Here is a 12,097-nt window from a genome sequence, read left to right as displayed (position 1 = left end):
GGCTCAAGCCGATCCTGTGGTCAAACCCAATCCTTGTGGTCAAACCCCGATCCCTGTGGTCAAACCCCGATCCCCTGTGGTCAAACATTGTCCAGTTTTCGGTTCGAAGCAAACGGCGATGAAATGGCACGATCTGTAAGCACATCGTTAGGGACAATGGCGTCCTCGAAGCACAATTGCCCGCGAAATGCTCTATCTGCCCAATTATTGTGCGGACGGTAGCGTCGACAATGTGTAGGTTCCCAGTATCCATGACGCAGCCAATGCAGCGAATGACGCGAATTTAGCCCTCAACGCGGCATGGCATCGAAATCGCGTGATACCGCTTCGAATCCCCTCAAATTGGCACGGTTCGTGCTTGAAAGAGGCGCAAGCGGGGCTCACAACCCGTCTTTTTTGACAGTGGAGGCCACTTTTTACATGAAAAAGATCGAAGCGATCATCAAGCCGTTCAAGCTAGACGAAGTGAAGGAAGCGCTTCAGGAGGCCGGGCTGCAAGGCATCACCGTAACGGAGGCCAAGGGTTTTGGCCGGCAGAAGGGCCATACCGAACTCTATCGCGGCGCTGAATATGTCGTGGATTTTCTGCCCAAGGTGAAGATCGAGGTCGTGCTCGGCGACGACGCGGTCGAAGGCGCGATCGAAGCCATTCGCAAGGCGGCCCAGACCGGCCGCATCGGCGACGGCAAGATCTTCGTCTCCAACATCGAGGAAGTCGTGCGCATCCGCACCGGCGAAACAGGGATGGACGCGGTCTGAGGATTCTGATTTCAGATCATCTCCTCGAAAAAACGTCATCAGACAGGGAAACATGACATGACGACAGCCAAAGACATCATGAAGCAGATCAAGGACAACGACGTGAAATTCGTTGACCTGCGCTTCACCGATCCGAAGGGCAAGCTGCAGCACGTGACGATGGATGTCGTTGAGGTCGAGGAAGACATGTTTGCCGACGGTGTCATGTTCGACGGGTCCTCCATCGCCGGCTGGAAGGCGATCAACGAGTCCGACATGGTGCTGATGCCCGACACCGAGACGGTGCATATGGACCCATTCTTCGCGCAGTCGACCATGGTCATCCTGTGCGATATCCTCGATCCGATCTCCGGAGAATCCTACAACCGCGACCCGCGCGGCACGGCCAAGAAGGCTGAAGCCTATATGAAGGCGGAAGGCATCGGCGATCAGATCTTCGTCGGCCCGGAAGCCGAGTTCTTCGTGTTCGACGACGTCAAGTACAAGGCCGATCCGTACAACACCGGCTTCAAGCTCGACTCCACCGAATTGCCGTCCAACGACGACACCGACTACGAGACCGGCAATCTCGGCCACCGCCCGCGCATCAAGGGCGGCTATTTCCCGGTGCCGCCGATCGACTCGGCGCAGGACATGCGCTCCGAAATGCTGACCGTGCTCGCCGAAATGGGCGTGCGTGTCGAAAAGCACCACCACGAAGTCGCCGCTGCCCAGCACGAGCTCGGCATCAAGTTCGACACGCTGGTCCGCAACGCCGACAAGATGCTGATCTACAAATATGTCGTGCACCAGGTCGCCAACGCCTACGGCAAGACGGCCACCTTCATGCCGAAGCCGGTGTTCGGCGACAACGGCTCGGGCATGCACGTCCACCAGTCGATCTGGAAGGGCGGCAAGCCGACCTTCGCAGGCAATGAATATGCCGGCCTCTCGGAGAGCTGCCTGTTCTACATCGGCGGCATCATCAAGCATGCCAAGGCCATCAACGCCTTCACCAACCCGCTGACCAACTCCTACAAGCGGCTGGTGCCGGGCTATGAAGCGCCGGTGCTGCTCGCCTATTCGGCCCGCAACCGCTCTGCCTCCTGCCGCATTCCATTCGGCTCGTCGCCGAAGTCCAAGCGTGTCGAGGTCCGCTTCCCCGATCCGGGCGCCAACCCCTACCTCGCCTTTGCCGCCATGCTGATGGCCGGGCTCGACGGCATCAAGAACAAGATCCACCCGGGACAGCCGATGGACAAGGATCTCTACGACCTGCCGCCTAAGGAACTGAAGAAAATCCCGACCGTCTGTGGTTCGCTGCGCGAAGCGCTGCAGAGCCTCGACAAGGACCGCGGCTTCCTGAAGGCCGGCGGCGTCTTCGACGACGACCAGATCGACAGCTACATCGAGCTCAAGATGGCCGAAGTGATGCGCTTCGAAATGACCCCGCATCCGGTCGAGTACGACATGTATTACTCGGTCTGAGCGGATCGGCTAAGCGACAAGCAAAACCCCGCCGGAGCGATCCGGCGGGGTTTTTGCTTGGGATGGGGAGCGTGGTCGACCAAGGGCCAGCCCTCCCTGCCCCATTTGAGACCTCGGGGGAGATGCCAAGGCCAGCAGTGCCGCAGTGCATGCCCGAGAAGTAATCGATCCTGCCGGGATTTCTACCGAGCCCATAGGAACTCGTCGATACGCCTTCCTGTGCCGACAACATCCTCTGCACAACCAGATCCTACAGGCGGCTTAAGCTTGCAATCCTCGTCAGCGCCGTTTAATTCCTTCATTGGGGATGGGGAACTATGGCAGGCCAGACTTTATATGCAACAAAGGGTGTGCAACCGCTCAATCCGAAACTGTCGACTGCTGAATTGATCCTGCGTAGAAAGTTGTTGCAGGCTGGCTCATCACCATTCATTGCTCATATTGACCTTGACGAAAAGGTAAGCGTCGGTCTCCGTGCTGCTGCCGCTGATTTTGTGCGCGGCCAAGGAGATCGAATTCCTCGCCTGATCCAAGTCTCTCCGGCATGCGGCCTATGGCTGCTCGTTCGCGCAATCAGGGAAAATTACGGCCGAGATGAGGGCAACGCGATCTATCCGTGCATAGCGGAAGCGTTTAGCGTCAGTGGGGACATCCATAATAGTTGTCGCGAACAGCTTAATCGTGAATTCCGGCGTGCTTGTCGAAGGTTTGGTCTGGCTGTGGCAGGGTACAGACCGGTCGGCTATGTGGATGATTACATTTTCCAGGCCGGCGTTACACACCGTCATCTCGGTGCGCTAGTCGACGCTTTTTTGCAAGCGGAAGCTGGCCTCGGGCCGCCGCCTGATGACGACACTCAGCGCCTCTTTGGTTGGCAGGAACAGGCCACAGAATTCGCCCCTTGGTCGCTGACACGTTTGCGAAACGTCCTGCAAGGAGACGAGACCGCCTACCATGCCCAGTGTTTCGCACGCCTGCGTCGCGGCGAGGGGAGCAACCACGGGTTCGAAATTGCAGTGGCCGCTGAACTCGAACGCTGCCTAGCATCGTCCACAGGCGCTCGAATTGAACGGCTCGCGTTTCCAACACTCGTCTTTCATGATGATGCGGTTGCGCTTGCTGCGCCTCCCGGCGTAGCGGTTGTGGTTAGCGTGGGTGGGCGCGAGCGTTCAATACCCGCCGGCGGGCGGTTGACGCTGCCCCTCCCTTGGCCTGCTACTCTTGCATGGACGCGTCCGGATAAAGCAGGACCAACGCCTCTGCCCATTCCAATTCTGTCGGGGGATCGGAAGCTTTTGGCATTTGACGCCGAAACCGGGCGCTTCCTCAAAGCAATCACATCTTTTGCCGACCAAACACCGGTTCATCTTGACGCAAGGGAGGTGACATTAGTGGCCCAAGCGGCGTTTCGTGCAGCTGGGGAACACGCTGTTCCTCTCGGGCGGCAAGCATTTGGTCTGGTGGTTACCTTGACCGAGCGGATAGCGATCGAGGTCGGAAACGACAAGCTTTGGATTTCTCCGCCGTCGCGCCCGTTGCTTGACGTTGAAGTTTCTCGTTTTGGACGTGGGTCGTTTGGGCCGCTCTGCGGCCGCCCCCACTCAGTTCGTGTTCGATTCCCGGGCGGACGTCCCGAGGGGAGGCTTGAGCTAGTCGTCGGGCATCCTGCCATGGTCGAGCCGCTTCACCTGCCCATCGAGACCGGCGACGATCTCAAAATCGATCTTGCCTGTGTTTTACCGGAGCGCGGGCCGGTTGGGCTTCTACGGATCCACCTTGTCTTCGCGGCAGGAGAACGAACGCTAGTTCGCTCAAGCCACTGGGTTTGGCCTGGATTGCAGGGGTTCGTTGATGGCGCACGCTTTGATGCGCCTTCGTTGCCCCCAAATCTGGTTCTGGATCAATCTAAGCATGTCGCGCAATTTGGCGGTCAGTTGTCCCTTGTGCTCGATGATCAGTACCGAACCGCAGAGCTCGTGGTTGCCACGGACAGTGACCGGCTGGTTTCATTTGAGTTTTCACGCCCCGGTGTGACAGTTGCCTTGGTTAGCGACGACGGCACGGAGCGGTTTGTGCCCTTCGGATCCACGGTTGCCGCCGGGGGCGACAGCACCGATAGTCTCGTGATCCGCAATACTTTTGGAAATGCTGCGCTGGATGTACGGGGTCGTGTTGAACCAGACGCCTTTGGCCGTACAGGGGTGCGGCGTATAGCGGTTGCAGCACTTACGGGCGCGTCCGATCATGATGAAATCCGGCTCCTGCCCCACAGCAGGCCTGAGGCCAACCGTGTTCTTGTAAAGACGGCACCGACTACTGCGCCGCTCACCTTCGCGATCGAGAAAAATCCTAGAACCCGGGATTTCGACTTGAAATTGACCTTTGCTCAGCCGATTGATGGGGTGACGCTCACTGCGACAAATCTCGCGACTGATGAGCGGATCGAAGCAGCGCTCGCCCTTGGTCGTAGACCTGTTGAGATTGCTGCTCGCGGGTTGCTTTCTGGAGCGATTGTTGGGGCAGATCGCGGATCGGCTGAGATCTTCATCCACACGGTGGTGCTACCGCCAGGCCTTTGGACGGGAGAGTTGCTCATCCGCAATGAAGGCGGCGATCGATGGATGCCCATCGTCAATGCCCGTGGCGATCGCTATCTGCTCGGATTGGCAGGGAGGGAGCAACCGGCCAACCTACCGACCGACCGAGTGCTGTTTCAGCGTCTGACTGATGCTCTAAACCGCTGCGTCGCAGTTGAGTGCTGGCCGAGCTATGGGACCCTTGTCGAGACGCTTTGGCGACAGACCGGGAAGAGGCTTACCGACTCTCCGGAAAACAAGCAGGCGCTTCTCGCGGCCGTCGGTCGGCCCCTGCCACTCGACTCGTCGTCTACTTGGGTCCCCCTTCGTCATCCGATCGAACTTGCACCCGATCTTTTCTCGGCAAAAGCGAAGGATTTTTCGTATCTCGCCGGTTCCGATGTTGAGGGTATCGCGGAACTGGCAGCGATAGCCAATACCGCTGGCATGGTGCGCGTCCGCGACGCTGTTGGCCCTGGCGTGAGTCTTCACTTCTTCCGTGGGTTTGCGAATTTCGACGAGGCGAGCAGGAAACCAAATGTCAGACTCCGCGACTTCCAGTTCGGTAGTTACCGTGAAGCGCTTCGCCGGGAGCAGGATGAGCGCGGTGTGTTTTGGCGTCCGCGGGACGGCCGACTATCAGCCGCCCATCACGAGTGGTGTATCAACAAGTTCGTGGAACGGGTCGAGCGCGTCGCGCCGCTAGGCGTCACCAGCAACCAGCAAAGACTCGGCCCAGCCGCGCAACTCGCCAATGCCGGACGTTCGATCGCGCGCGGACTCGCGATACGAGTTGATGAAGCCGTTGTTGAACGTCTCGATGTGGCTGAGGGCCTTCCGGCCCTGTTTTCGCTGGCGGCACAAAAGTTCCGCCGATTGGAAGCGCAGGCGCTGTGGACTCAACTTATCGCGCGCACCGGCCGGACGCATGCCGAATTGCTCCGCGACTTCGGCTTCTTGTCTCGGCTCGCACCGGAGCTGTTGGGCTTCTATTTGCTCCTGTGGGAGCTCGAAAGTTTGAGTCATCGCGCATGAACGACCTTGATCCCCTTCTCCTCCGTGATCGCCTCAACGAAAATCTGGCACGCTACATCACGACGGCAGTGCCGCTTTCTGATCAGCGGGTGCCCCGACTCGCGAAAACCGTACGCGAGGCGATCTTTGGCGCGGACACACACCTGGTCAACGGACCTTTCCTGGAGAGTTTGCCTGACTTCGAGAAGGGCCGAAGTATTAAAGACTTGGTCGAGGCAGGAAAATTTGACGAAGCATGGCGCGGAATGCTTGAGGCCGACAACAGTAAACTTTTCAGTCGGTCGCTGCACCTGCATCAAGAAAGGGCGATAGAAGCCGCGCTGGAAGAACGCAACTATCTTGTCGCTACCGGTACGGGCAGCGGAAAAACGGAGGCATTCCTTTATCCGATCGTCAACGAACTGCTTTCTCAGGGTGATCTTGGGCGTCCTGGAGTACGGGCCGTTCTGGTCTATCCGCTAAATGCGCTCGCCAATGACCAGCTATACTATCGAATCGCACGTTTGCTTTTACGCGAGCTAGGCGACCCTGGGATCACATTCGGCCGTTTCACGGGACAAATCCGTTCCGACGTAGGACGTGCAGAAGAAGAGCGCCGTTTGCTGGATAATCCCGGCCTTGTGGAAGCGCTTCAGCTTGGAGACCGCATACCGCGGTCGTGGGCGCTCGCCCGAGGCGAGATGCTCGAACGCCCCCCTCACATCCTAGTGACCAACTATGCAATGTTGGAACACCTGCTGCTGTTGCCGCGCAACGCGCCGTTATTTGCCGGCGCAAACCTGCGGTTCTTGGTCCTTGATGAGATCCATTCCTACGCAGGCGCACAGGCAATCGAAGTGGCGTTTCTGCTACGCAAGCTAAAAACGCGGCTAGAAATCGAACCCGGGCAGGTCCGCTGCATCGGCACGAGTGCCAGCCTTGACCCCGATCGCAGCGATGAGCTGGTTAACTTTGCCGAAGATCTGTTCGGCGAACGATTCGGCGAGAGCGCCCGCTCCGTCATTACGGCCAAGCGCAAACTACACCCCGCACTCGGAGTGCAGCGCCCAACCAGTTCCGTCGCCGTCGACACCTGGGCAAGGGCCTCCGAAGCAGTGGCGGCGCTGCAAAAGGCCCCGCAGCCTGATGCCGACTCGTGGAATGCCATTGTGCGACAGCTGGGTCTTGGAGGCCTAGCGATCCAAGGTGGACACCAAGACCTCGGATCCGGCCTCCTCAACCTGGTATCAGGTACAATAGAGGCAAGAAAGCTTGCACAGATCCTGGCGAGTGGACTGGTGCGCTTCGAGCAAGCGGCAAGCAACCTTTTCCCTGAAGCTCCAGCCGCCAAGCGCCACGCTGCGTTGCGTGGGCTGGTCGCGCTCGGCGTGCTTGCGAAGAATGATTCAGCGGACTTCCCATTGCTGCCAGCGCGGTATCATTTGGCAGTTAGCGGAATTGAGGGAGGGGTTGTTCGACTTCACGCTGGCCAGGAGGAGCCGTGGGCAGACTTTCGCCCGCAACGTTCATATGCCAGCGATGATCAGACACCCTACTATCCCGTTTTGGCTTGCCGCAACTGCGGCGAGGCATTTATCGAAGGCTGGGAGGGTGACGCGCGACTGTATGCAAAACCCCAACCTGGCGCGCATCGCGTTGTACTTCGTCTCGTCAAAGGAGGTGCTGCACTCGAGGACGGCGTCGATAACGAGACCGAAGAAGAGGATGGCGCCGATCTCTTAACCATTGAACCGGCGACGGGCGACCTCGTTTCGCCGCGTAGTGGTGAGACGGTCAGCCTTGAGCGAGCGCCAATGCGCGAGGATGATGCCGACCGACGCCGCTATGTCCTTAAATGTCCTGCCTGCGGCGAAACAGGTGGACGCTTTGCGGAGCCAGTTACGGGCCTACATCCAGGCGACGACGCTTTCGCGGCGGTAGCAACCCAACAATTGGTCGAAGCGCTGCCTCCATCTCCGATGGGTGATGTTGCCCTTCCCATGCACGGCCGTCGTTTGCTGGTCTTTTCAGATAACCGGCAAGATGCAGCATTTTTCGCACCATTCTTCGAGCGTACATCGCGCGACGGTGCTATCCGTGCATCGATTGTGGCAACCGTCGCAACAGCAGAGATTGATGAAGAGCTAAGCGTTCGCGACTTGCGCGATGACGCTTGGAAGCGTCTCCGCGGTCGCGGCCAGCGAGCCTTTGCGGTAATGCGTCCGGGCGGCCTTGATCCGCTGATGGATCGTGAAACAAAAACAAGGCTCCTTGCCTGGATCGTAGCAGAATTCTGCTTAGGGGGCAGTTCGCGCTCATCGCTGGAATCCTTGGGTCTCGTCTATGTAGATTACGATCCGCGACTTCTAGCGCGGGCGGCGCAAAGGCTAGGCGCTGCGGTGCCACAGCTGAAGCTGGAAGCCGAAGAACTGTGTCGTATTTTCCTCGATATGATCCGCCGGCAGCGGCTAATTACAAGCTTAGACGACGAGCTCGATCTATCCGACTCCTCAATCTGGGGCGAAGGGCTCGATCAATCCGGCCGCGCTCTGGTCCTTGTCAAATCGCCCGCTCAGAAGATCACCGTCGGACTTGTTCCTGCCAGCGCTCGACCCAACCGCTTCTACTGGTTCCTTGTAGACAGGCTTGGCCTGAGCCGCGAGGAGGCGACTGCGGCCCTCAACGCTTTCTGGGAGGGAACTGCGGGTCTCCTCACCTCGCATGGTACCGGCAGAGCGCTCGACCCAGCGACGCTCCGATTTGGCAGCGGCAGCAACAAGCCGTTGTACCGTTGTTCGAGTTGTGGAACTCGCTCGATGCGGTCAGTGAGATCGCAATGCTCATCCTGGCAATGCAGAGGAAAGCTTGGCCCCGTCGTTGGCGATGGGCGTTTCAGATTCGAAGCTGACAATCATTATGTTCATCGGTACCGCTCCAGCGAGCCCCAAGCTGCTGTGGCGCGCGAACACACCGCTGCGATCGGCACTCAGCTGCGCGAGAGCCTCGAAGAGGGGTTTCGGAAGGGCAGTGTGAATATCCTGAGCTGCACCACAACCATGGAGATGGGTGTCGATCTTGGTGACCTGGAAGCAATTGTGTGCCGCAACGTACCGCCGACCATCGCGAACTACCAACAGCGGGCTGGTCGGGCCGGACGAAGGGCGCAGGCCGCGCCTATCGCACTCACAGTAGCACGCAACGGCAATTTCGATCAGGAGCAGTACCAGGCGTTTGATCGCTATTTATCTGCTCCTCCACCCGTCCCATTCATAGCGCTCGACAATCCCGACTTCTTTCGGCGTCATCAAGTCTCATTGGTGCTCGCAGGCTTCCTTCGTCATCGGATTGCACAGTCGACCAAGGCAGGTGCTCCCCGACTGGCGGATATATTTGGCGCTCAGTTTGGCAGCGGCGAACTGAGCGATTTTACAGATGCCGTGTCGGCCTTTATCGAGAACGCAGGTGGCCAATCTGCCCTGGTCGAAGGTGAGGCTCTTTGTCGGCACATCCCTTCCAACATCACTACGATCGGTCTGGCGGGCGCAGAGCTTGCTCGCCACTTCCAACGTCAAATTATTGCCTTTGCCACCGATATCTCGCTTCGCTGGCAGACCCTACAAGCGCGGCGGGAGGGTGCTCGGGAAGAGGGCAAAGATGGTCTCGCCTGGGCTATGCAGAACGAACAGGAGCGATTGCTCAGCCAGTTCCTTGTAGACGCGCTTTCGCGGGCAGCCGTTATACCCACCTACAGTTTTCCCGTTCATTCCTGTCGGCTTGAAATTACGAGGGAAAGGGGCCGGAGTTCCGCCGGAAGAGGTGGAGCTGGAGACGAGCCGATCCAACTCGATCGCGCTGCAACTCTCGCTGTCAGCGAATATGCGCCTGGTGCCGAAGTCGTGGCCGCCGGAAGAATCTGGGTCAGCGCCGGCATCGTACGATATCCCAAAGATTTCATGCCCGAGCAGTTTTATCGAGTTTGCGCTCACTGCGGGCATGTTGATATTCAGCGCTTCCGCGAAGATCTGCCCGAAAAATGCAAGCAGTGCGGTGGCGAGGATGGACAGAGTGGAGCCTTTGTCGAGCCAAAAGGCTTCTTGACTTCCTACAGAGATAGAGAGGGCCGAGATCCCGGCTCGTCTCGCGTCCGTCAACGTCGAGCAGAAGAAGCGCGGCTCGTCACGCAGGCACCCTTTCAGGCATTTGAAGATACAGACCTTCGCAGGCTTCGTACATTCTTTGCCCCGGCGAATCCTGGAGCTGAGGCGCAAACACCGGCGGGCAAACTGTTCGTTCTGAACCGGGGGCCTTTTGGGCAAGGGTATCTGAGGTGTCCCAAATGCGAGTTCGCTGCCGCGGCGACGCCCGGTTCGAGGTTAGGAAAGACCGTCAAAACGCCGCATGACGATCCTCGTACGGGCGATAGATGCAACGTTGACGAAATAAAATGGCCAATAGGACTAGGGCACGTCTTCGAGACGGATGTGCGAGCCATCTCTTTCGGAAGCCCAATCCCCTCGGCTCCCGCAGCCATCGTCCAATCGGGCGAGATTGAACGCTACGAGCAGAGTTTCCTTCGTACGCTCACCGAGGCCCTTCGGCTAGCATCAGCGCGATTGCTCAACGCCAGCCCGCGCGACATTCTCGGAACCTATCAATCAGATACCAGCCGACCGACAATAATCCTTTACGATGCGGTCGCGGGCGGCGCCGGCTATTCTCGCCGGCTCTGTGACGGTGGGCGGTTTGCTGCAAGTAGGATCTTGGACCGCGCCATCGAGGCATTAGACTGCCCGAACAACTGTGGAAGTTCCTGCGCGCTCTGTCTGAATGACTACGGCAACCAAAGTTTTTGGGAGCAGTTTGATCGAACGTTAGTTCTGCCTTGGCTGAAAGATTTGCGTCGTGACAGCGCGGAAATAGTCGGTGCGCCGTCCTATGCACGGCGTTGGGAGGACCCGTCACGCTCGGCTCTCTCGCAGCGTTTTCAGGGAAGCGGGCACATTATTTTCTTTGCGCCTGCGATCCATGGCAGCCGCGACGCAGACGAAGCCATTGCCACTGCACGGTTTGTTCGGGACGCCGCCGACGCGGTTCCAGGCCGAAAGCTGACGATCGTGGCTGCCTCCGGTTTGCCGGCCTCGCTAGCTATGGTCACTGGAAACGATCTTCCTGCTATTGAAATATTAGCAAGACTTGAGGAAGAGGGTCGGCTCGAGATGCACCAGCTTCCTCCCGAATGTTTTTCAAGTCAGCTTCCACGTATTCTCGCAATCGGTCCTGACGGTTTGATGGCGTTCTTTTCGGACGAAACAGATCGCCCACTTCTCGATTCTCTAATCCCTGGCCGCACCTTCGTATGTTCCAGCCTTGCGGAGGAAGATGCTGGCAAGCTGCTTCCGATCGTGAGTCAATCCGTACGCGTGGGAGGCGCGCTAACAAGAGTGTTGGCCAATACGCGACGCTGGGATTTTGCTCCAGGCGAGACCCGCGACCTTGCTGAACCATTCTCGATCGCAGTGACGGGGGAACCGGCTGAACTTACCATCCTCGACCCATTTATTCTTAGGGGGGAGCGAAACCGCCAATTGGCCGCGGATTTTTTGGCAGCTTTGGTTGGTTTGGGGGTGATTATCGAGTTGATCACCCTTGTGTGGAAGCCAGATGATACGCGCAGAGCGGATCAGGCCCCAGAAAGCGTCATGCTGCAGGAATCGGACTTCAGGGTAAGGTTGGCTAAAGCCGGGATCGGAAATATTCGACTACGGTTCAATCCACATCAACATCGGCGCGGAACTCATTTTCATGATCGCCAGCTGATTATAAAGATAGCCGGCAGGAAGCCGCTCAAATGGGACATAAGTTCCGGCATCGACAACTTGATGGACCCTCTAAAAGAGGCAAAGCTATATGCATTTTCTGAGTAGCGGCAGGTGAACGGGCTCTGCACTGTTGTTCGCTCCTCGGCGGCTGGCTCGGGAAATTGTCTAGGTTCTAAGGTAGCGCACACGATTTTAACGGCTACTTGCTTGCAGGAATCCGACACTGGTATCGACTGCGCTCAGCGTCCGCTCGCGGCGCATTGTAACATTTCGGAATGGATGTCCTGGGCAGGATCGCTGACCAACCGGCCCGCTGTCGACTAGCGCCCTCTTGGTCAGGCCATCGCCGCAAACAGCACGGGCCAGCCGTAGGTCAGCACCAGGATCCACGGCTACAGCGGCAGCATGGTCCGACCCAGTTGGTGTCGTCGCCCTGGCAAAAAGCCGGCGCGGCGGAGAGCA

The 12,097-nt window shown here is 58.4% G+C and carries 4 protein-coding genes; all 4 read left to right on the top strand.

Annotated elements, in window-relative coordinates; genetic code table 11:
* Positions 1-420 precede the first annotated feature (420 nt).
* Entirely contained in the window at positions 421-759 is a 339-nt protein-coding gene (locus tag AC0L2V_RS05710) for a P-II family nitrogen regulator (RefSeq protein ID WP_006205430.1), read from the top strand.
* 57 nt (positions 760-816) lie between these two features.
* A complete protein-coding gene (gene glnA / locus AC0L2V_RS05705; protein WP_023799265.1) occupies positions 817-2,226 on the top strand; it encodes a type I glutamate--ammonia ligase in 1,410 nt (469 codons plus the stop codon).
* A gap of 317 nt (positions 2,227-2,543) precedes the next feature.
* Positions 2,544-5,837, top strand: coding sequence for a hypothetical protein (locus tag AC0L2V_RS05700; protein WP_473519636.1), 3,294 nt, complete (start codon positions 2,544-2,546; stop codon positions 5,835-5,837).
* A complete protein-coding gene (locus tag AC0L2V_RS05695) occupies positions 5,834-11,740 on the top strand; it encodes a DEAD/DEAH box helicase (RefSeq protein ID WP_473519635.1) in 5,907 nt (1,968 codons plus the stop codon). The genes AC0L2V_RS05700 and AC0L2V_RS05695 overlap by 4 nt, the downstream gene beginning before the upstream one ends.
* The last annotated feature ends 357 nt before the right edge of the window (positions 11,741-12,097 follow it).

This window comes from Mesorhizobium sp. WSM4814, assembly GCF_055811595.1.
The sequence above is the reverse complement of the archived record's forward strand: the minus strand, read 5'-3'. Positions and strand labels throughout refer to the sequence as shown.

Coding starts and splice junctions, on each gene's coding strand:
- AC0L2V_RS05695 (WP_473519635.1), top strand. CDS start 5,834: ATGAACGACCTTGATCCCCTTCTCCTCCGTGATCGCCTCAACGAAAAT.
- AC0L2V_RS05710 (WP_006205430.1), top strand. CDS start 421: ATGAAAAAGATCGAAGCGATCATCAAGCCGTTCAAGCTAGACGAAGTG.
- glnA (WP_023799265.1), top strand. CDS start 817: ATGACGACAGCCAAAGACATCATGAAGCAGATCAAGGACAACGACGTG.
- AC0L2V_RS05700 (WP_473519636.1), top strand. CDS start 2,544: ATGGCAGGCCAGACTTTATATGCAACAAAGGGTGTGCAACCGCTCAAT.